This is a genomic window from Rhizobium sp. LC145, from assembly GCF_001005825.1.
Lineage (GTDB): Bacteria > Pseudomonadota > Alphaproteobacteria > Rhizobiales > Rhizobiaceae > Neorhizobium.
Genome location: NZ_LBHV01000002.1, coordinates 63,361 through 87,659 on the forward strand (window position 1 = coordinate 63,361; position 24,299 = coordinate 87,659).

The 24,299-nt window shown below is 60.0% G+C and carries 19 protein-coding genes; 8 read left to right on the forward strand and 11 right to left on the reverse strand.

Annotated elements, in window-relative coordinates; translation table 11 throughout:
* Positions 1 to 153: 153 nt before the first annotated feature.
* From YH62_RS05105 to YH62_RS05130, 6 genes are all read right to left on the reverse strand, one after another.
* Positions 154 to 1,464, reverse strand: coding sequence for an extracellular solute-binding protein (locus YH62_RS05105; RefSeq protein WP_046793114.1), 1,311 nt, complete (start codon positions 1,462 to 1,464; stop codon positions 154 to 156).
* 83 nt (positions 1,465 to 1,547) lie between these two features.
* Positions 1,548 to 2,399, reverse strand: a complete 852-nt coding sequence (locus tag YH62_RS05110; RefSeq protein ID WP_046793115.1) for a carbohydrate ABC transporter permease — start codon at positions 2,397 to 2,399, stop codon at positions 1,548 to 1,550.
* A gap of 2 nt (positions 2,400 to 2,401) precedes the next feature.
* Complete coding sequence (locus YH62_RS05115) at positions 2,402 to 3,277, reverse strand: sugar ABC transporter permease (protein ID WP_046793116.1); 876 nt, start codon at positions 3,275 to 3,277, stop codon at positions 2,402 to 2,404.
* A complete protein-coding gene (ugpC, locus tag YH62_RS05120; RefSeq protein WP_046793117.1) occupies positions 3,277 to 4,374 on the reverse strand; it encodes a sn-glycerol-3-phosphate ABC transporter ATP-binding protein UgpC in 1,098 nt (365 codons plus the stop codon). The genes YH62_RS05115 and ugpC overlap by 1 nt, the downstream gene beginning before the upstream one ends.
* A 27-nt stretch (positions 4,375 to 4,401) precedes the next feature.
* Positions 4,402 to 5,910, reverse strand: coding sequence for an alpha-N-arabinofuranosidase (locus tag YH62_RS05125; protein WP_046793118.1), 1,509 nt, complete (start codon positions 5,908 to 5,910; stop codon positions 4,402 to 4,404).
* Between the two features lie 112 nt (positions 5,911 to 6,022).
* Positions 6,023 to 6,943 carry a metalloregulator ArsR/SmtB family transcription factor gene (locus YH62_RS05130; RefSeq protein WP_046793119.1) on the reverse strand — a complete coding sequence of 307 codons (921 nt, stop codon included), beginning with the start codon at positions 6,941 to 6,943 and terminating at the stop codon, positions 6,023 to 6,025.
* Between the two features lie 185 nt (positions 6,944 to 7,128).
* On the opposite strand from YH62_RS05130, the gene YH62_RS30995 reads away from it, so the two are divergent.
* From YH62_RS30995 to YH62_RS05140, 3 genes are all read left to right on the forward strand, one after another.
* Positions 7,129 to 7,260: a hypothetical protein gene (locus YH62_RS30995; RefSeq protein WP_280950041.1), complete on the forward strand. Its 132-nt coding sequence runs from the start codon at positions 7,129 to 7,131 to the stop codon at positions 7,258 to 7,260.
* 500 nt (positions 7,261 to 7,760) lie between these two features.
* On the forward strand, positions 7,761 to 9,083 hold the full coding sequence (locus tag YH62_RS05135; RefSeq protein WP_046793120.1) for a type II toxin-antitoxin system HipA family toxin: 1,323 nt from the start codon (positions 7,761 to 7,763) through the stop codon (positions 9,081 to 9,083).
* A 17-nt stretch (positions 9,084 to 9,100) separates the two neighbouring features.
* Positions 9,101 to 9,379: a helix-turn-helix transcriptional regulator gene (locus YH62_RS05140; protein ID WP_046793121.1), complete on the forward strand. Its 279-nt coding sequence runs from the start codon at positions 9,101 to 9,103 to the stop codon at positions 9,377 to 9,379.
* 384 nt (positions 9,380 to 9,763) lie between these two features.
* On the opposite strand, the gene YH62_RS05145 is transcribed toward YH62_RS05140, so the two are convergent.
* From YH62_RS05145 to YH62_RS05160, 4 genes are all read right to left on the reverse strand, one after another.
* Positions 9,764 to 12,028, reverse strand: a complete 2,265-nt coding sequence (locus YH62_RS05145; protein WP_046793122.1) for a xanthine dehydrogenase family protein molybdopterin-binding subunit — start codon at positions 12,026 to 12,028, stop codon at positions 9,764 to 9,766.
* Positions 12,029 to 12,036: 8 nt separating this feature from the next.
* On the reverse strand, positions 12,037 to 13,023 hold the full coding sequence (locus YH62_RS05150) for a xanthine dehydrogenase family protein subunit M (RefSeq protein ID WP_046793123.1): 987 nt from the start codon (positions 13,021 to 13,023) through the stop codon (positions 12,037 to 12,039).
* 3 nt (positions 13,024 to 13,026) lie between these two features.
* Entirely contained in the window at positions 13,027 to 13,683 is a 657-nt protein-coding gene (locus tag YH62_RS05155) for a 2Fe-2S iron-sulfur cluster-binding protein (RefSeq protein WP_046793124.1), read from the reverse strand.
* Positions 13,684 to 13,797: 114 nt separating this feature from the next.
* Positions 13,798 to 14,682 (reverse strand): AraC family transcriptional regulator, encoded by an 885-nt coding sequence (locus YH62_RS05160; protein ID WP_046793125.1) that lies wholly within the window; start codon positions 14,680 to 14,682, stop codon positions 13,798 to 13,800.
* 400 nt (positions 14,683 to 15,082) lie between these two features.
* On the opposite strand from YH62_RS05160, the gene YH62_RS05165 reads away from it, so the two are divergent.
* The 4 genes from YH62_RS05165 to YH62_RS05180 all read left to right on the forward strand — a co-directional run bounded on the left by YH62_RS05165 (position 15,083) and on the right by YH62_RS05180 (position 20,898).
* Positions 15,083 to 16,213: an efflux RND transporter periplasmic adaptor subunit gene (locus YH62_RS05165; protein ID WP_082118297.1), complete on the forward strand. Its 1,131-nt coding sequence runs from the start codon at positions 15,083 to 15,085 to the stop codon at positions 16,211 to 16,213.
* Positions 16,210 to 19,290 carry an efflux RND transporter permease subunit gene (locus YH62_RS05170; protein ID WP_046793126.1) on the forward strand — a complete coding sequence of 1,027 codons (3,081 nt, stop codon included), beginning with the start codon at positions 16,210 to 16,212 and terminating at the stop codon, positions 19,288 to 19,290. The genes YH62_RS05165 and YH62_RS05170 overlap by 4 nt, the downstream gene beginning before the upstream one ends.
* 139 nt (positions 19,291 to 19,429) lie before the next feature.
* Positions 19,430 to 19,984, forward strand: a complete 555-nt coding sequence (locus tag YH62_RS05175) for an isoprenylcysteine carboxylmethyltransferase family protein (RefSeq protein WP_046793127.1) — start codon at positions 19,430 to 19,432, stop codon at positions 19,982 to 19,984.
* A gap of 191 nt (positions 19,985 to 20,175) precedes the next feature.
* Positions 20,176 to 20,898 carry a response regulator transcription factor gene (locus YH62_RS05180; protein ID WP_046793128.1) on the forward strand — a complete coding sequence of 241 codons (723 nt, stop codon included), beginning with the start codon at positions 20,176 to 20,178 and terminating at the stop codon, positions 20,896 to 20,898.
* Between the two features lie 258 nt (positions 20,899 to 21,156).
* Here YH62_RS05180 and YH62_RS05185 read toward each other — a convergent pair whose 3' ends face one another.
* A complete protein-coding gene (locus YH62_RS05185) occupies positions 21,157 to 22,005 on the reverse strand; it encodes a MipA/OmpV family protein (protein WP_046793129.1) in 849 nt (282 codons plus the stop codon).
* Positions 22,006 to 22,282: 277 nt separating this feature from the next.
* Between YH62_RS05185 and YH62_RS05190 the strand changes: the two genes are divergently transcribed.
* Positions 22,283 to 23,629 carry an ATP-binding protein gene (locus tag YH62_RS05190; protein ID WP_046793130.1) on the forward strand — a complete coding sequence of 449 codons (1,347 nt, stop codon included), beginning with the start codon at positions 22,283 to 22,285 and terminating at the stop codon, positions 23,627 to 23,629.
* Positions 23,630 to 24,299: the final 670 nt, after the last annotated feature.

Sequence of the window (24,299 nt, forward strand, 5' to 3'; positions counted from 1 at the left end):
CTTATTCATCGCAGCGCCAGTCTGCAATCCTTTCTTCCTAGATTCGGCAATCTAAGCGAGTTTTGACCCGGTGGGGCTCCATACGACCGCAGCCGTGCAGAGCCCCGTGGGAGGTAGGCAGTGGAAATATCCTTGCCGCGTGGTGACGACAGCTCAGATATTGGCAAGCAAGTCGTTGATCCGGCTTTCCGCACCGGAAAGCGCATCCTCGATCGATTTGTCGCCGTTCACGGCAGCTCCGATTTCGTCACCGATGATGTCTTGGATGGCGAATTGGCGCTGGACGGCGGCGGGCAGCGAGCGGCCGGTCTCGGCAATCTCCGCAATGTTCTCGCGGTGCGGCAGGCTCTTGAACTCCGGCATGTCGAACACGGTCTTCACAGCCGGCAGGTGGCCGGTGCGTGCCCACTGGAAGTCGTTCTCGGCCAGGAACTTGAACAGCTTGGCTATCGCCGCGGTCTGTTCGGGGGAGCGGTCCTTTTTGGGCATGACCCAACTATGGCCATCGGCATAGGTACTGTCTTGCGCAGGGAACAATTGCGGCACCGGATAGACGGTATAGCCGCCGGAAAGCGCCGTACCCGCCTTTTCCGCTTGCGCGACATAGTCGCCGATCAACCAGGTGCCGTTGACCGATATGCCTCCGTCCCCATTGGCAAAAGCGGAAACGGCGGCCGCATAGTCGAGCCCGAGCGTGGTAATTCCCTCGTCCTTGGTGCGTTTGATCAATTCGACCGCGGCCTTGGCTTCAGGCGTGTTCAACTTGATCTTCGTTGGGTCGGCGAAGAAATCGGCTTTCTGTTGTTGCAACAGGGTGTAGAGAATGCGGGCATAGGACGCCGTCTCGTTTGCAAGGATCTGCACGAGATAGGGCTTGCCGGTCTTTTCCTTGAACTGCTTGCCCTGCGCGATCAGTTCGTCGGCGGAGGTCGGCAGGATCGGCGTGCCATCGGCGTTGAGGAGACCCGCCTCCTTCATCAGATTGAGGTTGACATGGAACAGCATGGTCCAGTTGTCGAAGGGAAGTCCGAATATCTGGCCTTCCTTTGTCACGCCACCGCGAGCCGCATCGGTGAAGCTGTCGGGCGAGATGCCCTGGCTTGCGAGGACCTCGTCGATCGGTTCGATCAGGCCGCGGGACTGATAGTCGGAGATCGCCGAATAGTGCATCGAGACCACGTCGGGGGCCGCCCCCGAGGCAAGCTGTGCGTTCAATTGATCGTAGCCCGGCCATTCGACGGTCGTAACATTCACGTTGATATCCGGATTGTCGGCCTCGAACTTGTTGATCAGCGCGGTAATGATGCCGCACTCACCGACCGCCGAGGATACGTCAGTGACATTGCCGTAATCGGCATCGCATGCGCCGAAGAAGCGCTGGAGTTCGATCGTCGTATTTGCCTGGGCAGCGGAGCCGTATGTGAGGGCAATCAGTGCTGCAGTGCTTAAAAGGATACGTCTCATGGCAGTCTCTCTCCCTTCGGTTTCGGGCGCTCGGGCCCGTTGATTGAAACTGGCGCGACCGAACTCCTCCCGGCCGCACCAGGCTACTTCACAGCGCCGCCTGACACGGCGGTGACGATGTGGCGCTGGAAAATCAGATAGACGACAAGCACCGGCAGACTTGCGAACACGGCCTGCGAGGCCAGAAAGCCCAAGCCCTCGCTCTGCGCGAAATTCGTCTGGGACGACGCGATGCCGACCGTCAGCGTGAACATGTCTTTCTTGGTTGCCGAAATCAGCGGCCACCAATAGTCGTTCCATCCATGCAGAAAGGTGAAAATACCGAGCGTGGCCTGCGCGGGCAGGGTGAGCGGCAGCATGATCTTCCAGAAGATGCGAAACTGGGAAGCGTTGTCGAGCAGCGCCGCTTCGTCGATCTCCTTCGGGATGGCGCGGAAGAACTGCGTCATCAGGAAGACGCCGAAAGCTGAGGACAATCCCGGCAGCATGAGGCCAAGATAGGTGTTGTGCAACCCGAACCAGTTGAACATCTGGTGGCGCGCGATGATCACGGCCTGCTCGGGAACAGCAAGTCCGAACAGCACAATGACGAACAATGTGCGGCGAAACGGGAATTCCAGCCTGGCGAAGGCATAGCCCGCCAGCGAGGAGAGCACCAGGACGCCGAGTGTCTGGCCGCTCGCCACGACCAGGCTGTTGAAGAACCAGCCGAACACCCGCGAGGTTTGCAGGATGTTGAGATAATTGACTGCGGTGTAGGGAAGCCGGAACACCGAATCCGTACCCAGCATCAGTTCCTGGTTGTTCTTGATCGATAGTCCGACCAGCCAGGCAACCGGGGCCATCATGACCACCGAAAGCACGCCGGCAATCCACAGCAGCGTAGGATTGGTCGTCAAGGCGTCGGGTTTGTAAGTCTTGTTGTTCGCAGCCATGCTCAGTTCTCCGTCTTGCGCGTCGAGACGACGTATTGGGCCATGGCCGCGCATAGGATGATGAGGAACAGAATTTGCGAGGCTGCCGCGCCCTTGCCGATATCCCAGCGCACGAACCCGACTTCATAAATGTACATGACAAGCGGACGTGAGGTGCCGTTGGGGCCGCCATTGGTCATCAATTGCGCCTGTCCGAACAGCTGGAACTGCATGACGATCTGGATGATCGTCACCAGCATGATGGTGCGCGCGATGGAGGGCAGGGTGATGCGTGTCAGTACGCGCCAGGGACTGGCATTGTCGAGCGCGGCGGCTTCGTAGAGATCCGCCGGAATTTGCTGGAGCGCGGCAAGGAACAGCATCATCGGCAGGCCGAGGCACCACCAGACGGTCGCCACGCCGATCGAAAATAGCGACCACCCGCTGGTCGACAGGAAGTGGATCGGCTCGGCGCCCAAGTGTTTGAAGATAACCGACATCAGGCCGTCGCCCGGAATGAACACGAAGCGCCAGATCAATGTCACGATGGTGACCGACAGGACGGAAGACGAGAAGAACAGCCCGCGGAAGAAAGAGGTCGCACGGGTCGTCCTGTTGAGCGCGAGCGCGAGGAAAAGCCCAAGCGCCACCAGCGAGGGAACGCTGACGATTACGAAGACGATCGTGTTGCGAAGTGCCTGGAGGAAGACCGGATCGGCAAACACCCGGACATAGTTGGCCAATCCCACGAAACGGCCGGGGCCGAAAAGATCCACCTTGTGCAGGCTGAGCCATATACCCCAGAACAACGGGAAGACGAGCAGCAGAGCAAATGCCGAAAGATAGGGCAGAATGAACAGCCCATGGCTCCACTGGCTGCGACGGTAGGTCTTTGCCATCAATCGCCCCCCGTCCGGTGGGCCTGGCCGCTTTCATCGAAGAGGTGGAGGGTGGCCGGGTCGAAGCTGATATGCAGGCTGTCTCCGATGACAAGCGCGCTGCGGCCATCTACCTCCACAGTCAGCTTCGTGCCGTCTTCGAGCACGCCGTAGACGAGCGATCTGTCCCCCAGCCGCTCGATGACCTCCGCCTTGAGCGGCGTTCCCGTTTGTCCCTGCGGCAGCACGACGATGTCTTCGGCGCGGATGCCGAGAGTGGCACCCCGTGGAGAGAACCCGGCCTGGGGATGGATCGCGGTTTGCAGCGTGCCTATGCCGACAGTCGTGACGGCGAGGCCGCCTGGATTGTTCTGCACGGCGGTGACAGGCAGGAAGTTCATGGCGGGCGAGCCGATGAAACTCGCCACGAAGCGCGTCGCCGGCTTCTGGTAGACCTCCATTGGTGTACCGATCTGCTCGATCCTGCGGTCGTGCATGATGACAATGCGGTCGGCAAGCGTCATTGCCTCGACCTGGTCATGCGTGACGAAGATCATGGTGCTGCCGAGACGGGCATGAAGTTGGGCAAGCTCCAACCGAGTGCGGCCGCGAAGCGCCGCATCGAGATTGGAGAGCGGTTCGTCGAAAAGGAAGGCTTTCGGCTCCTTGACGATGGCGCGGCCGATGGCGACGCGCTGGCGTTGGCCGCCCGACAGTTTCTGCGGCTTGCGCTCCAGAAGGTGGCCGATCTCCAGGGTTTCGGCTGCCGCCTTGACGCGCCGCTTTATCTCCTCCTTCGGCATCTTGATGTTTTCCAGCCCGAAGGACATGTTCTGCGCCACCGTCATATGCGGATAAAGCGCATAGGACTGGAAGACCATGGCAACCCCCCGCTGTCCAGGAGGAAGCGTGTCCACCCGCGCATCCCCGACCGAGATCGTTCCCGCCGAAACGTCTTCCAGCCCGGCGATCATGCGAAGCAAGGTCGACTTGCCGCAGCCGGAAGGCCCAAGGAAGACGACGAATTCTCCCGGCTGGATGGCCAGCGAGATGTCGTCGAGCACGGTCAATGCGCCATAGTGCTTGGTGACATTGCTGATTTTGATCGATGCCGACATGGTTCCTCCTCCCTGTCGTGGCCGCGGTCAGGCGCCGAGCCGGATCATCCGGTAGCTGAGAGGCGAAATCCTCGCCCGCAGCCGTCTGCCCGAAGCGTCGACCCCGGTGCCGTCCTGCGGCACGATCGCTTCGGTTTCAGGACCGTTCGTCGCGCGCAGGCTGTGCCCTTCCATCACCTTGTCCATCACCACCCGTCGCTCGCCGAACCCCTCCAGCGCGAGATCGAGATCGATGCTTTCGCTCTGGTGGCGGTTGACGATGAAGAAGGTCAGTGCGCCATCGCTCTCCGTTTCCACCGCGGAGATGTCGAGATAGGCGACATTGTCGGCGAAATCCGTCGCATAGCCGGGGCAATCCAGTGCCAGCTGCAGCGCCTTGCCGCGTCCGTAACGGGAGGCGAAAAGGTATGGATAATAGGTTGTCTGACGCCAGGCCGGACCACCTGGCACGGTCATGATCGGTGCGATCACATTGACGAGTTGGGCAAGGCAGCCGACCTTCACCACATCCGACCGGCGGATGAAAGTATTGAGGATGCAGCCGACTTGCAGCACGTCCTCGAAATTGTAGATGTCTTCCAAAAGCGCCGGGGCGTGCGGCCAGCCGTCCTTGCCCTCCAGAACCTTCCGGTCCTGCTCGCGCGAATGATACCAGACATTCCACTCGTCGAAGCTGATATAGACATCCTTCTTCGACCGCTTCTTTGCTTTGGTGAAGGCGATGACACCGGCGATGGTGGCGATGTAGTCGTCGAGCTTGGCGTTCTGTGCAAGATAGGCGGCCGTATCGCCGGCGTGATTGTCGAAATACATGTGCAGGCTGATGTAGTCGACGGAATCGTAGGTGTAATCGAGCACGGTCGCTTCCCATGCCGGATATGTTGGCATCTTCGGCGAGGAAGAACCACATACGACAAGCTCGATCGACTTGTCGAAGGCGCGCATGGCTTTCGCGGTTTCAAAGGCCAGCCGTCCATATTCGTCCGCCGTCTTCTGGCCGATCTGCCAGGGGCCGTCCATCTCGTTGCCCAGGCACCACATCTTGACGTTCCAGGGCTCCTCGCGGCCGTTCTTGCGGCGCAGGTCCGACCAGTAGCTGCCGCCGGGATGGTTGACGTATTCGAGGAAGGCACGTGCCTGGTCGAGGCCGCGGGAGCCGAGATTGACCGCCAGCATCATCTCGGTGCCGGCGGCTTTCGCCCAGTCGGCGAATTCATGGATGCCGACGTGATTGCTCTCGGAGCTGTGCCAGGCGAGATCGAGCCGGACGGGACGTTCCTCGCGTGGCCCGATGCCATCCTCCCAGTTATAGGCGGAGACGAAATTGCCACCGGGATAGCGCACGATCGGCACATCCAGCTCACGCACCAGGTCGATGACGTCGCGGCGCATGCCGTTCTCGTCGGCGGTCGGATGATCGGGCTCATAGATGCCGCTATAGACCGCGCGTCCAAGATGCTCGATGAACGAGCCATAAAGTCGCGCGTCGATCGTGCTGACCACATAACCGCTGTGGACGGTCCCGGCTGCCCGCATTCTCTTCCTCCCATGCATATCATATTATCAGATATATATCTGAATTAAGGATAAAATACACGGGTCCGGTCGGCCGTCAAGCCGGTCGCTGGAATTTTGCAGCAGGGGTCGCTCAGGCCTTCAGGCGCAGGATGATGTCCTGGTCGTAATTGCCGAAGCCTCGGCCGAAGATGTTGATGCCACCCGGGTGTTTCGCCGTCTCCGGCACTTCTATGCGTAGCCGGATCGAGCGGTGCTCCAGCAAGGCGAGGTCGGCAAGGCAGGTGTCGGAAACGCGCACACCGTCGATGAAGGTGCCGGTCGGCGTGACGCGAAAACTTTTCAGGACGCCGTATTGGCTGCCGCGCAGCTTCCACCAGTCCGGCGTATACTTGCCGCGGCGGTCGCCGAAATCACCAGGTGAAGTCCAGGTGACAATCGGCTTGCCATTAATGGAGATGGTGATGTCCGACGGCCAGTTATCGGACGTTCCGGGCACTTCCGAGGACAGTTCCAGAAGCAGTTCCAGTTCCCGGATTTCTGCTCCCTTTATCCTGGCATTGTTGGGAAACTGGTAGTCCACATAGCCGCGGGTGAACCAGAGGAGGCCCGCCTTCATGCGGTCCGGCGCCAGAAAGGTATCGGGATTGTCGAGATAGCCGATAATGCCTTCCTGCGAGCACATACCGCAGGGCGCAAAGACGTCATATCCGCTGTAAAGGCCGACCGGCATCGCCACCTCGATCGCCTCATCAACCGTTTCCTTCGGGCTGGAAAAGCTTATGACGATCTCGTCGTGGACGGCATGGCAGATCTTTTGACTGCCCTTGCGCGCCTTCTGAACCTCGGTGCGGATCAATCCGGCCTCTTCCATCTGGTTCAGATGCGTCGACGTGGTGGATTGCGGCAGGTCGAGCCTGTCGGCAATGTCGTTGACATTGAGCGGTCCGCTTGCATGGAGCAGTTCCAGTATAGAGAGCCGGGCGGGGGCTGCAAGACACTTGAGTACTTCTTTGCCGTCCTCAGGCGTGATCATCAGAAACCGACTGCTCAAAATGCGCTCCCTCAATGCATTTTTTGATTTGTATCTGGTTTTCTGATCCGATCAAGGCCAAAGAGGAATCCATCTCGCGCACCTCGCCAGTCAGATTTGACATCGGCAAGGCTGTATTTGCGGACCGGCGGAAGGGAACTCTCCTGTTATCTGCGGGTTTGCAGGAACAACCTGCGGAGGTTCACATGGGCAAACGTACCATCCTTCTGGCGAGCATTGTCGTGCTGGTTCTGATCGCCATGCTCGCAGTCAGGCCGTTCATGGCCTCGGTGGACCCGAACAACGGACCATCGTCGCCGCATGCCATAGATCAATAAACACTGGATTCATGGGTTGAGCGGCGGCCATCTTGTTCGGCATCCGATGAAGCCGCGGCGTTAGCGACGGCGGCCCCGCACCGCCCTTGCACGGCCTCTCCGACACCCCAGCGGCGGCTCGCCGGGCCGGGCGATCAGATATATCTCGACCTGCGGCGCCTCTGTAATGCGCAGAATGGGATTTCTATGCGCCCGACATGGAGGCGGATCATGCCGTCCGCATGGATTTCGATCTGCGCGTTGAGCAAGTGTCATGCCCGACCAGGCATGCCTATCGTAAAAACCAACGTGCCGGAACCAAGCACAAGACAGGGCAGGAAAGATCACTCATCGCGCCATCTCACGCGCAGCCCGGCGGAGAGGTCGAAAACGGTCAGCAGGGTCAGAATGCTTCATGGCCGTTTCGGTAGTTGGTAGGTCTAGCGGTAGCTATTCACCCGTTTTGATGGGTTGAATAAATGGAAAAAATGCATTATTTGTACCATTGAAAGGGTCAATTAATGCGCCTAACGCTCCAAACCCATTTTGATGGTGAGTGGCATTACGCTGCGACGGTGGAAATCAAGGACGCCGCCGCCGGCTTCCAGGGCGCGTCTATCGTCGATTACGATCTCGACTATTTCGTCAATGTGGCATCAGCGGAGTTCGCGGCTGGAAAGATGGTCCGCGACCATCGCGCATTGTCAGTACGTTATCCTGTTGACCTCGAAAACCGATATAGCCGCAGCTGGCCTCCCTTCCTTTTGGATCTTATACCCCAGGGGCATGCAAGGCGAAAACTTGCCGAGCACCTCAGCCTTGCTGAAGGCTCACGGGCTTCCGATCTGCCGCTGCTTCTCCGATCCGCGACAGGCGGCATAGGCAATATCCGGATCAAGGAAGCGACCGAGGCTGAAACGGAACGGCTGCGCGGTGTTGAGCGCCAAGGGGTTACAGAAGCGGAAATCCTAGAGCGCTCCGATCGTTTCATGGAAGTCGCGGATCGCTTTGGAATGCTCGCCTCCGGCTCAAGCGGCCTGCAAGGTGAATGGCCGAAGGTCTCGATGACCCAGGCGAATGACGGGCTCTACTATCCCGACAGCTTCGTGACCGATGATGAGGCCGTGCGCCACGTCATCGTCAAGCTAGTACGCAGCAACGAGCCTGTGGACCGCCTGATCCTCGAAGGCGAAGCCCTCTATTCGCGGATCGCTCAAGAGATCGGTCTGAATGTCAGCGAACCATCAACCTATGCCGAAGGCGTCCTGATTATTCCTCGTTTCGACCGGAAGAAAAAAGAAAGCGGCGGAACCGTCCGGCTAGGGCAGGAAAGCCTTGTATCCGCGATCGGCATTGCCGATTTCGGCCATGTCGGCACGCATGAGGCCTATATCGACGTTCTGCGTCAAAATTCGGCCGATCCCTTCGCGGACATTGTAGAATACCTGAAGCGCGACATCGCCAATCTGGCGCTCGGTAATCCCGACAATCACGGTCGGAATTCCGCATTGAGCAAACACCAGGACGGCACGATCCGGCTGTCTCCGCTTTTTGATTTCGCGCCGATGCGGCTTGCCAAGGAGGGTATCGTTCGCTCCACCCGATGGGCGATGATGCGTGACGGCGGTCTTGACCACCTCCCCAATTGGAAACGGATTTCCGCCGAACTGATGCCTGATCCTGCAGAGCAGAAAGCGCTTGCGACCGCTCTTTCCGAGTTTGCCGAACATCTGCGCCGGGCTCCGGCCATGGCGAAAGATTTGAGCGCGTCTCCAGAGATACTGGACCGTGCGATGGGACGCTGCTTCGCGATAACGGACAGCCTTCTAGCGGCGTGCCAATGATGTCGGAGAACCGTTGAATGGCTCGGTGGAAGAAACCCACGAAAGAAGAGGTTCTTGAAAACCGTCGAACGCTGGCCGAGCGTGCTCGTACTGGCGACCTAAGGCTGCCCGGTGCTGTGGCAGAAATCCGAAAGGGTTTCGGCATGACCCAAGAAGAGTTTGCCAAGACACTGTCGCTTACCAGACGCCAAGTTGCGGAGATCGAAGCAGGCACCGCGAACCCAACTCTCGAAACATTGGAAAAGATCGGTCGTTTATTCGGATTCGGAATTGGTTTTGTACCCAAAGGCGGTTGAACCAAGCACTCGAGTGAGCACGCCAGGAATGCTTTCTCATCGCATCACCAAGGGAAACCGGGAACTGGCGGCATGGACCCGACAACGCAGGAACCCAGACCAGGGCAGTAGCTGGCAGAATGGAGCCGGAAGAGGGAGCCGGCAGACCCTCTGGTCTTGACCGTTTTCCCCGCGACCGAAGCCAGAGTTATATTGCAAGGTGGTACACATCACCATCGACGATGACACGGGCCGGATCCATACTGAGCGAGGCCCGTATCCTTATTTCGGGCTGTTAGGTTTTAAGTCGTTGCGCAGGACATGGAGAAGCGGGGGTGTCGTCCTCCGCTTTTGCCGTCACTCCGCTTCGTTCAACCGAAACGCGGTCACCAATCGCGCTCTCCGTCAGGCTAGGCCGGCCAAGAGCTTGTCGAGCGTGATGGGGAATTCCCGCACCCGCACGCCGGTCGCATTGTAGATCGCGTTTGCCACGGCCGCGCCCGTTCCGCAGACGCCGAGCTCACCGATGCCCTTGCTGCCGAGCACATTCGCCTTGTCGTCATGCTCTTCGAGAAAGACGACTTCGAGAAACGGCACGTCCGCATTCACCGGCACGTGATATTCCGCCAAGTCGTGGTTGACGAAGTGCCCGTAGCGCGGGTCGAGGACGCTTTCCTCCATCAAGGCCGCACCGATACCCCAGGTCATTCCGCCGATGACCTGCGAGCGGGCAGTCTTCTGATTGAGGATCCGGCCAGCGCCGATCGTGCTCAACATGCGGCGTATTCTGATTTCGCCGGTGTCGATGTCGACGCCGGCTTCCACGAAATGAGCGCCATAGGAGTGCTGGGAGAAGTTGCGGTAATCGTCTCCCCGTTCCACCTGGCCCTCCGCCTCGATGCCGGAAGGCGCGAGCCGGCCGACGAGTTGGCCGAGTGGTTCGCCTCGCCCTGCCCAGCGGATTTCGCCATTGGCAAAGTCCACATCGCCTGCCGCAACGCTCGCAAGGGACGGATCCGCCCGCCGCGCTTCGGCAACAATCCGCTCGCGAAGGGCGAGGCAAGCATTGTGGACCGCTGAGCCGGAACTTGCAGCACCCCAGGAGCCGCCGGAACCGGCGGTGCGGGGAAAATTGCTGTCGCCCAATTCGACGGTGATGGCTGAGGGCGGCAGGCCGGTGGCATCGGCCGCGATCTGCGTCAGGATCGTATAAGTGCCGGTGCCGATATCGGTCATGTCGGCCTGAACGGTGAGGTGTCCGTTTCCGCCAAGGCGCACCCTGGCGCGCGTCGCGCCGATATAGTTCGGCCGCATGGCAGCTGCCATCCCGTAGCCGACCAGAAACCGGCCATCCCGCATGGCGCGCGGCTGAGAATTGCGCCTTTTCCAGCCGAAGCGTTTCGCTCCTTCCTGCATGCAGGCGACGAGGTTGCGGGTGGAGAAGGGCACATCCCGCTCCGGATCGCGCGTGGGCTCGTTGCGGATGCGGAATTCGATCGGATCAAGGCCGAGCTGCTCCGCCATCTCATCGATCGCGCATTCGAAGGCAAGCATGCCCGGCGCCTCGCCCGGCGAACGCATCCATTCGCCCCGATTGGTGTCGAGGCCGATCAAGCGGTGACGCGTGCGCCGGGTTTGGGAGGCGTAGAGCGCGCGTACGAACACGGCGGTCTGTTCGCAGAACTCCTCGAAACCCGAAGTCGCGGAGAAGACGTCGTGCGAGATGGCGACCAGCCTGCCGTTTCTGTCGGCGCCGAGGCGGACGTCGTGCTTCATCTTGGCCCGATGCCCGGCATTGGCGAACATCTGCTGACGCGTCAGGGCAATCTTAACCGGCCGCCCCACCACCCTGGCAGCCAGCGCGGCAAGAACGGTGTCGGCATGGACGATGAGCTTGGCGCCGAACCCGCCGCCGACGAAGGGGCTGACGATACGCACCCTTTCCGGCGGCAGTTGAAGCGTATTGGCGATACCGGCACGGAAATTGGCGATCGTCTGTGCCCCGGTATAGATGGTGAGGTCATCGCCCGACCAGACGGCGGTGGTCGCGTGCGGCTCCATGGGGTTGTGATGCTGGTAAGGCGTCGTATAGGAGACGTCGAGCCTGACTTCCGCGGCGGCGAAGGCGCCTTCGAAATCGCCGACGGCACTGTCGGTCTCGAAACCCGCATTGGTGCGCTGCGGCGCGTAGGCCTCGGCAAGGTGGGCCTCCATGTCGTAACGACCCGGTTCCGTCTCGTAACGGACGCGGATCAGGCTTGCCGCGGCCCTTGCCGCCTCGAAGGTTTCTGCCACGATCAGGGCCACCGGCTCGTCGTAGAACCGCACCCGGTCGTCGGAAAGCATCGGCCGCGCCCGGGTGAACACTTCCGGGACGGTCGGCGTCACCGACGGGCCGAAATCGGGCTGAGACGGAGCATTTCGGTGGGTCATCACATAAAGCACGCCGGGTGCCTTTTCCGCTTCCGCCGTGTCGATCGCGGCCATACGGCCCTTCGCGATTGCGGCGCCGAGGATATAGCCATGAACTGCACCGGCGATTTCGACATGTTCATAGGCATAGGGCGCGCCACCGGTGACCTTCAGCCGTCCGTCCACCCGGTCGAGCGGCCGGCCTATATAGGTTTCGTTTGTGTGCGAAGGGGATGCATTGGTTCGGTTTTCCGACATGGGGGCCCTCATGCAGTTCGGATTGCTGCGGCAAGCGTGGCGCGGAGCGTTCGCCTGGCGAGCATTATCTTGAAGTCATTGTCGCCCGAGCCTCTGGCCTTGGCGAATGCGGCGTCGTCCACCTGCTCGAAGGTCTCCTTGGAAGGTTCCGCTCCGCTCAACAGCCGTTCGGCTTCGGACAGCCGCCAGGGCTTCGGCGCGATGCCTCCCATCGCGATGCGTGCGCTTAAGACCCGACCGGCTCCGGCATCGATCACGGCTGCGACGGAAACGAGCGCGAAGGCATAAGAAGCCCTGTCGCGTACCTTGCGGTAGATCTGCCGACCGGCGGGCGGTGGTGGCAGAACGACTGCTGTTATCATTTCACCGTGCCGCAGCACCGTTTCCACATTCGGCGTCTCGCCCGGCAAACTGTGAAGATCGCCGATCGGAATGGCTCGCGTTTCGCCTTCGGGCGTGACGGTCTCGATTTGCGCATCCAGTGCAGCCATGGCAACGGCCATGTCGGAGGGATGAACCGCGATGCAGGCCGAACTCGTGCCGAGGATGGCGTGCATGCGATTGAAGCCCTCGATCGCCGCGCAGCCGGAACCCGGCTGACGCTTGTTGCAGGGCATGTTGGGGTCGTAAAAGAAATAGCAGCGCGTGCGCTGCAGAAGGTTGCCCGCCGTGGAAGCCTTGTTCCTGATCTGCGCCGACGCGCCGGCAAGCAGTGCCTGGGCCAGTACGGGATAGCGGTTCCGCACCCGAAGGTCGGCGGCGAGATCGCTGTTGCGCACCTCGGCGCCGATCCTTAACCCTCCCTCCGGAGTGTCTTCTATCTCGGCCAGCGGCAGCCGGCTGATGTCTACGAGATGCGACGGCCGCTCGATTCCAAGTTTCATCAGATCGAGGAGGTTGGTTCCGCCGGCGATGAACCTGGCATCCGGGTTGGCGGCGACCGCGGCGATCGCCTCTTGCGAGCTCGTTGCCCGCTGATAGGTGAAAGATCTCATGCCTCAAGCCTCTTTACTGACATCGCGGATCGCGGCGACAATGTTCGGATAGGCAGCGCACCGGCAGATATTGCCGCTCATACGCTCACGGATTTCCGTTTCCGTCAGTTCCACCGTGTCGGCGGCAACGTTGTCAGTGGCATGACTTGGCCAGCCGCTCGCCGCCTCCTGCAGCATGCCGACGGCGGAACAGATCTGGCCAGGCGTGCAATAGCCGCACTGGAAGCCATCCCTCTCGACGAAAGCCGCCTGCATCGGGTGCAGCTCGCCTTCCTGTGCCAATCCCTCGATCGTGGTGATCTCGTCGCCCTCGTGCATGATGGCCAGCGTCAGGCATGAATTGATTCGCCGTCCGTTGACGAGCACCGTGCAGGCGCCGCACTGCCCATGGTCGCAGCCCTTCTTCGAGCCGGTCAGCCCGAGGCTATTGCGGAAGGTGTCGAGCAGCGTCGTCCGGGGGTCTAGATCGACGGCGAAGTCGCGCGCATTGATGCGCAAGGTCAGGGGAACGGTTTCTACCTGCGTTGGGGCGGCGGACGCCATCGCCGCCGGCTGCGGCTGGGCCCTCACCGGCAATCCCGTCACGAGGAAAAAGCCTGCTGCGGTCCCGGTTTCAAGAATTGTTCGCCTGGTGACGCCAGGCTGCCTATCATCTGTCATCGGATCGTCTCCGTCTTCGGCGAAAGGGCATCATCGCCGCGTTCGCCGTCCTTCAGAACGATCCTAGTATGGGAATTCAGGCCGGGCCCTTCTTCCACGATCCCGGCGGAACTGTCACGATCCGGGAAGAAATTCCGCGCGGTAGGCTCTTGGCGTCGTGCCTCTCAGGCGGCGGAAGGTCGAGGTGAAATGGCTCTGGCTGGAAAAGCCGAGCGCAAGGGCGAGATTGCCGATCGGCGAACAGGTCGTCTTCAGCAGCGTCTCGGCGCGGGCGATGCGCCGTTCCAGCACATAGGCATAGGGCGCCATCCCGGTCGCCGTCTTAAAGCGTCGCGCGAACGTATCCGCCGGCATGTTGGCGGCCGCGGCAAGGTCGCGAAGCGAAATGTCGCCTTGAAGATGTGCATCAATGAACTCGCCCACCCGCACCAATGTGGGCCGGCTGAGAGGGGCCGGACGGTTGGTAGAGGGTGCGTTCCCGTCGAGGGCGGCGATGCGCATGGCAAGGAGTGCGGCCAGATGCTCCACATAAGCCGCGTCGGGCCGGATGCCGCCGGCCAGATCCATGCAGAGCGAGGATAGGAGCGCGGCCATGACCGGGTCGCTGCCGTTCACCGTCGTCGGCATCTGCGCCAACCGGTCGATGCCGGGGATTTCCGCCGAAGGGTCTATCCAAAATGCCGAATAATTGAGGTCGGCCTCGCGGTAGATGCCGTAGCGCTCGACGCCGGCGGGAACGAAAGTGACGGCACCTGGCCGATCCTGTCCGTCATAGACGAGGTCGCTGCCGGATGAGACGCGCGTCCGCGCCGTGCGCCCACGTTCGGTCAACACGATCACATGGCGTGGCGCATTCCAGCGAAGCTCGACGTCCTTGCAGACCCAGTGCCGATGGTCGAAGGTCACCGCGCCATCGAGCCAGGAGGCCTGGTGAAGAGCCTGCGAACGATCCTCGCGCGTTTGGATACGGCCTTCGCCGAAAAGCGGCTCGCTCGACATGGAAGAAACCTCGCTGGCACCGTGTTCGTCGCTGACATTCCACACAATATAGGCAGGATCGCTCCGCCGCCTGATAATAACCGCGTGTGATCGCCGTGTGCCGATCAACAGGGCGTGAGGCCATCGCCGCTGATTGAAGGTTTGGGTGACGGCCGGATGACCCCTGTGGGCCGGGCATGGAATCGCGGCGGCGCAACGTTTCTTAACGCGATGACATACCGATAGACGGCGCGATCGCTACGGTCTGGTCCGGATCATCTGGGATGCAATAGCTCCAGATCAAGCGGAAGGTCGTTCTATGGCTGGGATATCCCAATCACCAACATCACACACGCGCCTGGCGTTCGGCGTGATTTTTCTTTGGTTCGGTTTTGTGACTGTAACTCAGGCGCAGGACCAGATGCCGGTCACGGTTGTTGTTGCCAGAGAAACTGGAGTGACGGAACGCGTTCCTGTCGTAGGGTCGCTCACCGCTAAGGAGGAGATACACGTTTACCCATCCGTCCAGGGGGAGGCGATAGAGCAGATATTGGTGGAGGCGGGGCAGTATGTCGAAAAGGGCGAGGCGCTGGCCGTGCTCGACATGACCGCTGCCCGCATGCTGCTCGACAAGAATTCGGTCAGCATCCTGCGGGCCAAGGCCGCCGTCTCAGTGGAAACCAGCAGGCTCGACGTGGCGCTGGTGAGCGAAGCGGAAGCCAGAAAGATATTGGAACGCAGCCGCGCCCTGCAGCCCAAGGGTGCGGTTTCACAACAGGTTCTCGATGAACATCAAAACGCGCATGCCCGTGCGGTGGCGGAACTCGGCCTTGCTCGGCAATCACTTGCTCTTGCTGAGGCGGATGCGGAGCTTATCGCTCGGGAGCGGGAGGAGATCGAGCTGACGATTAAACGCAGCACGATCCGGGCTCCGAGTTCCGGGCTGATCCTCAGCAGAACCGCGCGCATCGGCGCCATGTCGACGAGTTCAGGCGCTCCTCTGTTCGTCATCGCAAAGGATGCAGTGATCGAATTCGTCGCCACAGTCACAGATACCAGTTTCGTGCGGCTTCGTGAGGGCATGCGCGCAGAAATCACTTTGCCCAGGCACGAGGCTCCGCTTGGCGGCACATTGAGATTAAGCGCTGCGCAACTCGATCCGGCGACACGCAGCGGCGAGATACGCATTGAACTTGACGATCACGACGGGCTCACACCCGGCGTTTTCGCCCGCGGCAGCATCAACTCGTCTTCGAGGCGCAACATTCTCCTGCCGGGGAGTGCGGTCAAGACCGCGAGCGGCACGAGCAATGTCTTCGTCGTCGAGGATGGCGTCGTTAACCTACGTCGGGTGACGGTCGGTACGCGGCAAGATGGTTTCGTGGAGATCGTGAGCGGAGTCAGCGATGGAGAAATGGTTGTCCTGAAATCCGGCGCGTTCCTGAAGGCTCAGGAAAAAGTCCAGCCAGTCATCGCAGCCTCAAACCCGCCCTCGGTGGATCGTCTGGCGTCGTCGTTTCTGGCCATGGACGGCGAAAGGGTTGCGCCATGAAAAACGGCAATGTCTCGGCCTGGGCAATCCGAAATCCTCTTCCATCCATCCTGCTTTTCGTCGTTTTGACCGTCGTCGGGCTCTACAGTTTCGCCCAACTGCCCATCACCTATTTCCCGACGATCATCACTCCGGCCGTCAAGATCACCGTCGAGCAATCCGGAGCGACGCCGGTCGAGCTGGAGACCGAGGTGACCCGGCCGATCGAAAACGCGATCGCATCGCTGCCGGCAATCGAGGACCTTGCATCAACGATCCATGAGGGGCGATCCGTGACGACCGTCGAGTTCGAACTGGGGCTCGTCTCCCCGGATCGGGCGATGAACGACGTGCGGGATGCCGTTGCCAGAATTCGAGGCGACCTGCCTGGCACGATCGACGAGCCAGTCATTGAGCGGATCGAGGAGGAGGCACAATCCGTCGTCACCTACGCGGTTCTCAGCCAGGATATGACCGCCGCGGAACTCTCCTGGTTTGTCGACGATGTTGTTACCCGAGATCTGCAGGGACTTGCCGGAGTAGGACGTGTGGAACGGGTCGGCGGCGCCGATCGCGAAATCCATGTGGAGCTGGATGCCGATCGCCTCCAGGCGCTGTCGCTTTCGGCCGCGGCGGTCAACGAAACGCTTTTGCAAACGCAGCTCGATCGCTCCGGCGGGCGAAGCGCGATCGACGGAGGCGAGCAGGTCCTGACGACGGCGGCGGCGGCAAAGACGGTAGCAGAGCTTGCCGAGCAGCGCCTTGCCCTTTCCAGAGACAATACCGTGCGACTTGCGGACATTGCGAATGTTCGTGATACGGTGGCCGAGCCTCGAACCTTCGCCACGCTGAACGGCACTGATATTGTCGGCTTTGCCGTCTACCGCTCCCAGGGCGCGAGTGACGTGGCTGTCGCCCGTACGGTCGCCGAAGCCATCGTGAAACTGGGCGATGGCAATCCTGGGATCCGCTTCCGCCTTGTCGATGACAGTGTTTCTTACACAGCCGGAAATTACCATTCCGCGATGGACACGCTACTGGAGGGGGCGGCGCTCTCGATCGTCGTCGTCTTCCTGTTCCTGCGCGACTGGCGCGCGACGATCGTCGCGGCCGTCGCGCTGCCGCTTTCGATCATTCCCACATTCTTCGTCATCGATCTTCTCGGATTCTCGCTCAATATTCTCAGCCTGCTGGCGATTACGCTTGTAACGGGCATCCTCGTCGATGACGCGATCGTCGAGATCGAGAATGTCGTTCGACATCGAAACATGGGCAAGTCTGCTTATCGGGCCGCCCTCGATGCCTCCGACGAGATCGGGCTGGCGGTGATCGCGATCTCCGCCACTATCATTGCTGTTTTCGCGCCGGTTGGACTGATGAACGGCGTTGTAGGCTTATATTTTCGCGAGTTCGGCCTGACCGTCGCCATCGCGGTGTTCTTCTCTCTCCTGGTCGCGCGGTTGATTACGCCGATCATGGCAGCCTACCTCATGACCACCCGGCCGGCCGCGGGAAGGAAAAAGGGTCGGGTAATATCCGCTTATGAAACCGTCCTGAGGACGAGCCTTCGCTGGAAAGGGGTGACCGTCGGATCTGCTTTCGGTCTTTTTGCGGCTGCCATCATCTCTTTGATGACTGTGCCCACCACCTTCCTGCCGGATGAAGACATGGGGCGGCTGACGCTGACCGTCGAATTGCCACCGGGTGCAACTCTTGAAGAAACCCGGACGGTAACCGACGAGATTGCGGCCCGGGTGATGAAGCTCGAGGAGGTGGAGGGCGTTCTGACGCGCGCGGGATCGAGCATGAGCGGTCAGCAGGATGTGCGTTACGCGGTCACCTCGGTCGACCTTCTGCACAAGGGGGAACGGTCCCGCTCATCCTTTGACATCGAGGCAGATATCGAAAGATCGATCGCTTCCATACCCGACACTCGCCTTAGATTCCTTAATAATCGCGGAGAGCGCGAGCTGTCATTCTCCGTACTGGGGAGCGACGGCGATGCTGTTCAGAACGCGGCTGACGATATACTGCTCGAAATGTCGAGCGACAAGAGCTTCGTCAATCCGGCAAGCGACGATACCGCCATGCGGCCCGAACTGAGATTGACAGTGCTGACTGACAAAGCGGCGACGCTCGGGGTCTCCACCGCAGCCGTCGCCAGCACGATGCGCATATCGACGATCGGCGACGTGGACAGCCAACTTGCGAACCTTATCGAAGGTTCGCGTCAGATCCCGATCCGGGTCGTTCTCGATCCCGCAGCACGGGGGCAGCTTCCGGTCTTTCATACGCTGACCGTACCTTCGGCCGACGGCAGACAGGTGCCGTTGGCCACTGTCGCGGAGATCGGCATTGACGAGACCATCTCAGCCATCAATCGCTTCGATCGCCAGCGCCGGATTGAAATAGGTGCGGACATGGCCGAGGGCCTGACATCGGGTCAGGGTCTCGATCGGTTGCTTCAGATGAAAAGCGTGAACAGCCTTCCCGACGGCGTGCGCGTACAGGCCACCGGCGATTCCGATACCGAAGCTGAAGTATTCGAGAGTTTCGCCACGGCAATGGGGGCGGGCATTATGCTCGTTCTGATCGTGTTGATCCTGCTGTTTAGAAGTATCCTGGCTCCTTGGACGATCCTTGCTTCCCTTCCGCTCTCGATCGGCGGTGTTGCAGCTGGTCTTCTCCTGAGCGGCAACGCGATATCACTTCCTGTGGTGATCGGCATACTGATGCTGATGGGTATCGTGACCAAGAATGCCATCATGCTCGTCGACTTTGCCGTCGAGCGGGAAGCACATGGACTTGTCCGAACCGAGGCCATTGTGGAGGCGTGTATCGAGCGGGCGCGCCCGATCATCATGACCACCTTGGCGATGATCGGCGGGATGCTGCCGTCTGCCTTCGGCGTTGGGGATGGTGGCGAATTCCGGGCTCCCATGGCCATAGCCGTCATCGGAGGACTTTTCGTGTCCACCGTACTGTCTTTGATCGTGATCCCCTCGTTGCACCTCATTTTCTCAGATTTCGGCGATCGCTTGAACCGGCTCTTCAGCCCTTTCCTCCAGTCGGCCGATGCCGACCTCGAGCGGCGCTGATGACAGGGGGATCAGTGAGACTGATCCCCCTGTCATGTTTCTCAGCAGGTCTTAACAGGTGGCAACATATCATTAAGCGAGACCAGCCTCGCCTGTGACAAGAAACCGTAAAGATCTTCGAGATGAGGTTTCACGCATCATGGGCAACATTCAGGCTCCGTTCCGGCAGCGCTATCGTATCAATGCACTTCGGGCAGCTGGCGGCCTCGCATTCTGCTTGCTTGCAGTCACATCGGGGCCGCCGGCACCTCCCTTGGTGAGAGCCGTTTTTGAGGTCATGGGAACGCTGGCGATCTTCATTGCAATTGCCGGTCGAGGTTGGTCGCTATTCTACATCGGCGACCGCAAGAATTCGGAACTCGTCACCTATGGGTCCTATTCGATCACGCGCAATCCGCTCTATTTCTTCAGTCTGATCGGCATTGCCGGAGTTGCCGCGCAAACTGGCAGTCTATTGCTCGTCGGCGCAATCACGTTGACGGCATATCTGGCATTCGACATGGCCATGCGAGGCGAAGAGGCCTACCTGGCCAGCCGCTATGGCCAACGCTTCCATGAATACCGGCGGACGACTCCGAGGCTTTGGCCGGATCTTTCCTTGTGGCGGGGAAGGGACGACACACCCCTTCGCCCGCGAAAGCCCCCGGGGGGTTGGGGGGCGGGGGGGGCTTCCTTGCCGCATGGATCGGCGTAGAGCTCATCGAACTTGGCCAGTCGGTTGGTCTTTTGCCAGTGTTCTTGACCCTGCCGCTCTAATGAGCGCTTGCTACGGCGGGTCAGGGACCTGCTTGGCCTTTCCAACCCTCGCAACAAAACTTAATAAAGCGAAACATTCGCAGTCTGCGTCACATGCATTGTGCGCCAGTTGAGGCAAGGAAGACGACAATGCAATCAAGTTCCGCGAACGCGAAAATTCTGATCGTGGAAGACGACCCGGAGATCGGCAAACTTCTCGCGCTCGCGGTGCAGGAAAATGGGATGATTGCCACCGTCGCCGACGATGGGCATATGATGCAGTCCTTGCTGCGTAATAACGAATTCGACCTCATCATTTTGGATGTCATGTTACCGGGCGAAGATGGTCTGAGCATCTGCAGGCGGATTCGTTCCCAAAAGACGACACCGATCATTCTCCTGACGGCGCTTGGGGAGGAGGTGGACCGTATCGTGGGGCTGGAGGTCGGCGCCGACGATTACGTGACGAAACCGTTCAGTCCCAGGGAAGTCGTGGCGCGCATCCGTAGTCTTCTGAGGCGGGCGTCCTATGGCTTGGTCAATAACTCGGCCCAGCGCAAACTTCGCTTCGAAGGGTGGCAGATCGACCCGCTGCGCCGACAATTGCACGACCCCAGCAATGCCAGAGTTGCGTTGACAACGACGGAATTCGATCTGCTGTTGGCATTCTGTCGGAATCCCGGACGTGTCATCACGCGGGAAGAGCTTCTTTCCCTCACGCATACAGGTCTTGCCGGGCCGATCGAACGCAGCGTCGACGTGCATATCAGCCGGCTGCGTCAGAAGATCGAGTCGGATCCGAAAACGCCGGTCCTGCTGCAGACGGTCAGGCTCGGCGGTTATATGTTCACCGCCAATGTCGAGCAGGGCTGACTGTCGCAATAAAGAAAGAAATTAGGTACCAACCGTCACCACTGAAGCGGGTCTTCAGGCGCGAGTACGTGATCTTGTCTGCTGGGCTATGATTTTACGCCGGGCGCCCTCTGGAACACCATTCAGAAGCCTAGGAAATAGCTTGGCCTATAATTGCGGACAGCGTTCTTACCTTGCGGCTCTGGTGGCACTTTCTACATAATTCTGCAAAAAAAGCCGGGTATTTGCCCGGCTTCTCGTTGTTCGTTTTCTTCCAATTCAGAACTTGTAACCGACAAACACCGAGGTGGAGGGCTGCAGCTTCTCTTCCACGATCGGGCTGTCGGCGGCATCGCCCGTCAGTATGCCAAGGCTCGCTTCGCCGCGGATCAACCAGTTTTCGCTCAGCATATACGTGGCGGAGGCTGAGACGTTGACGCGCTTGAGACCAGCATCCGGCTTGTATTCGGACAGACCGGATCGTGCCGCTTGCGCAGCGTTCACACCGAAATAGGCTTCCATGTGCTTGCTGTTGGCGACGACAGCCTCAACGCCGGCGCCGAGGATCAGGCGCTCGGTGACGGACGCCTGATATTCGGCACCGAAGGTCCCGATCAGGCTCTCGCTGCCGTCGATCGTCTGGTCGACGCTGGCATAGAACTCGAAGCCCTTCCAGCTATAGGAAGCCTTGGCGCCAATTGTTGCGGCGAAGTCGATGTCGCCCAGTCCATCGAGACGGTCCGCGTCGTCCTCGTCCCGCCCGCCTTCGTAGCCGACCTTGGCCGCCAGCGCGAAACCCTCGTGTCGAAGCGCCGTGACGGTTACACCTGCCGGGTCGATTTCGAGCCACTCGCCATAAGTGAAGACGATCACCGGTATGGGCTGCACTTCAAACTTGTTGCCGCCTTCATATTCCGGTTCGTAGATTGCGCCGCCGCCAACAATGAGGCTCCAGTTTCGCTGCGGCTTCTCGTTGTTGAACCGCTCCTGATCGAATGGCGGTTCTGGGGTCTGTGCCCCAAGGATCGCGTCGGCGGCGAGTGCGCTCGAAGCCGTGCCGGCGAACACGAAGGAGAGGCATAGGGCGCTTGATCGAAGTCGCCGATCGGTCCGTTGGATAAAAGACATGGGTGCTCCAGTGATTTGACACGGAAGCCGTCGGCGCGCGCCGAGGACCGTGTTTGCAACATCTCCGTCCTGCCATGGGCCGAGCTTGGCCGGCGTGTCTTTGTGTTACGCTTTGTTGCGGATAGGCCTGACGACGGACAGTTCCTGCGGGCATTTGCGGCCGATCGACACAAAACTTAATCTCGGATTTCCGTGGAACGCCCTATTCTCCGCCGGATCGGGTCTGCCATAGAGCCGTTTCAAGTCAACCAGCGGGCATGGAGCCCAAGGAGGCGTTTTGGGATTTCGGATATCCCGGTCGATCTCGACCATTCACGGCCAGATCACCGCCGTCATTTTCGCCTGCCTGATCATTGCCTTCGTCATAGGTTCGACACTGGAAGCCTGGGTGCGGGACGAATATACTGCCCCTGATCTGGAAGGTATGTCTGCCCGCGTTTCGGCAATCGCCTCGGTCTTGGCAACGGCTACGCCCGAGGAGAGAAGCTCGGTTCTGGCGGCGGCCAATCGCGGCGGGCAAAATTTTGTCCTGCGTCCGCTCTCCTATTTTGACGATTTCACCACTACGTCGCCGGACGAGCCTTTCATCCAGGTTGCGATCGATCGGCTCCTGCCTCCCGAAGACCGACCCATACCATTCGGGGGCTGGAGAACCTTCGTCGGCGGTAAGCGCGTCCTCGCAGCCAAGATCGATGACGAAACGCTGCTCGTCATGGAGCTGCTGCCCGAAAGCTTTCTTCGCAACGATGCGTTGCGATTTGGTTCGAACTACCTGGTGGCGACGGTCACGCTGATCATCCTGTTCTCCATGTTCGCTGTCTGGGCGATAACCCGCCCGCTGCGCCGGATTGCCTCCGCGGCTATGAAGGCGGACATCTCTCTCGGCGCGGCACCGTTCGAGGAGCGCGGCAGCGTCGAGATTGTGACGCTTGCGCGGGCGCTCAATGGAATGCAGCGCCGCATCTCGGCTATGGTCGATGCACGCACGCGAATGCTTCGCGGCATAAGTCATGATCTCAGAACACCGCTGACGCGATTGAGGCTTCGCGCCGAGAGAGTGAACGAAAACGAAGTCCGGGAAGCCTTGCTCACGGATATAGAACGAATAGACCGGCTCTTGAAGGAAAGCCTCAGCTATCTGCGGGACAATCACCAGAGCGAGGCATTCCAGCGTGCCGATCTCGGCTCGATATTGCAGACGGTGTGCGATGAGTTCGCGGATATGGGGCATGAAATCGCCTATCGCGGTCCCTCGCGATTGGTTGCAAGCTTCAAGCCACTTGCCATCACGCGCGCGGTGACGAACCTGTGCGACAATGCGACCAAATTCGGAAGCCGTGTCGATGTGACGCTATGCGCGACTGATGGTGAAGCCATCATCGATGTCGCGGATGATGGACCGGGAATTCCCGCTGAGCATCGCGACCGGGTACTTGAGCCATTCTATAAAGCCGATGCGGCGCGGGGAGGGGCGGATATTGGCTTCGGCCTCGGGTTGTCCATCGTCACCGAGATTGTACAGGCGCATCATGGAAAGCTGGAATTGATGGATCGTCATCCGCACGGATTGATTGTCAGGCTGGCTATACCTCAAGAGCAGAGTGCGATCGAGTTGGACCGGTGATCAACCCATTGATAACTACGGCACCAAGAAAACAGCTCGCTATAAGCTGGGCTTAATATCACTTTGGCTGCAAAGTAGACCTGCTCGGCCCGTACTTCCTGAAGTGCCGGCGCGATGATGCATAGACCAAGCGCAACGTATAAGTACCAATCTGGTAATGCGCACCCGGAGTGCCCTCCAAATCTGCATCAGATCAGCTTTCGGGTTGTCACGTCCTTGGGCAGGTGTCCGAAACGCTATCGTAGGACCGGCGGCATTCCGTTACGCCGGCCCTACGGTCGCGGATAGGTTCCGTGGCTTTGGCGCCCCGCGACGCTCCTTAACGCTGAAGTTGAATTTCGGTTCCAGAGCGACACAGCTCATAAGGATGAGGCCTGGCGGCTTCGACTCCGCCAGGCCTCATGGCTGCGACTTATATGCTTCGGGGGACAACGGACTTCGCAGCCTCGCACCACTTGGGGAGGTCAATGACTGGTGCGATAGCAGATAAACCGCGCATCCCCTGAAACGGTTCCCTTCAACATCGGAGAAAATCACCAAGACACGACGTGTCATCGCGGTGGATCCCCGTTACCTCTTATCGTCCGCTGATCGCACAGATTGGCTTCACCAGGGCTCCGACAAAGGCGGCGCACAGAACGAGGCGCTTGCCTATGTCTGCTACACCGGC

Excerpts from the sequence above, each read along its gene's own strand:
- YH62_RS05185 (WP_046793129.1), bottom strand. The coding sequence starts at position 22,005 with ATGTCTTTTATCCAACGGACCGATCGGCGACTTCGATCAAGCGCCCTA.
- YH62_RS05175 (WP_046793127.1), top strand. The coding sequence starts at position 19,430 with ATGGGCAACATTCAGGCTCCGTTCCGGCAGCGCTATCGTATCAATGCA.
- ugpC (WP_046793117.1), bottom strand. The coding sequence starts at position 4,374 with ATGTCGGCATCGATCAAAATCAGCAATGTCACCAAGCACTATGGCGCA.
- YH62_RS05135 (WP_046793120.1), top strand. The coding sequence starts at position 7,761 with ATGCGCCTAACGCTCCAAACCCATTTTGATGGTGAGTGGCATTACGCT.
- YH62_RS05180 (WP_046793128.1), top strand. The coding sequence starts at position 20,176 with ATGCAATCAAGTTCCGCGAACGCGAAAATTCTGATCGTGGAAGACGAC.
- YH62_RS30995 (WP_280950041.1), top strand. The coding sequence starts at position 7,129 with ATGGGCAAACGTACCATCCTTCTGGCGAGCATTGTCGTGCTGGTTCTG.
- YH62_RS05125 (WP_046793118.1), bottom strand. The coding sequence starts at position 5,910 with ATGCGGGCAGCCGGGACCGTCCACAGCGGTTATGTGGTCAGCACGATC.
- YH62_RS05110 (WP_046793115.1), bottom strand. The coding sequence starts at position 2,399 with ATGGCTGCGAACAACAAGACTTACAAACCCGACGCCTTGACGACCAAT.
- YH62_RS05165 (WP_082118297.1), top strand. The coding sequence starts at position 15,083 with ATGCCGGTCACGGTTGTTGTTGCCAGAGAAACTGGAGTGACGGAACGC.
- YH62_RS05170 (WP_046793126.1), top strand. The coding sequence starts at position 16,210 with ATGAAAAACGGCAATGTCTCGGCCTGGGCAATCCGAAATCCTCTTCCA.
- YH62_RS05105 (WP_046793114.1), bottom strand. The coding sequence starts at position 1,464 with ATGAGACGTATCCTTTTAAGCACTGCAGCACTGATTGCCCTCACATAC.
- YH62_RS05115 (WP_046793116.1), bottom strand. The coding sequence starts at position 3,277 with ATGGCAAAGACCTACCGTCGCAGCCAGTGGAGCCATGGGCTGTTCATT.
- YH62_RS05145 (WP_046793122.1), bottom strand. The coding sequence starts at position 12,028 with ATGTCGGAAAACCGAACCAATGCATCCCCTTCGCACACAAACGAAACC.
- YH62_RS05140 (WP_046793121.1), top strand. The coding sequence starts at position 9,101 with ATGGCTCGGTGGAAGAAACCCACGAAAGAAGAGGTTCTTGAAAACCGT.
- YH62_RS05150 (WP_046793123.1), bottom strand. The coding sequence starts at position 13,023 with ATGAGATCTTTCACCTATCAGCGGGCAACGAGCTCGCAAGAGGCGATC.
- YH62_RS05160 (WP_046793125.1), bottom strand. The coding sequence starts at position 14,682 with ATGTCGAGCGAGCCGCTTTTCGGCGAAGGCCGTATCCAAACGCGCGAG.
- YH62_RS05155 (WP_046793124.1), bottom strand. The coding sequence starts at position 13,683 with ATGACAGATGATAGGCAGCCTGGCGTCACCAGGCGAACAATTCTTGAA.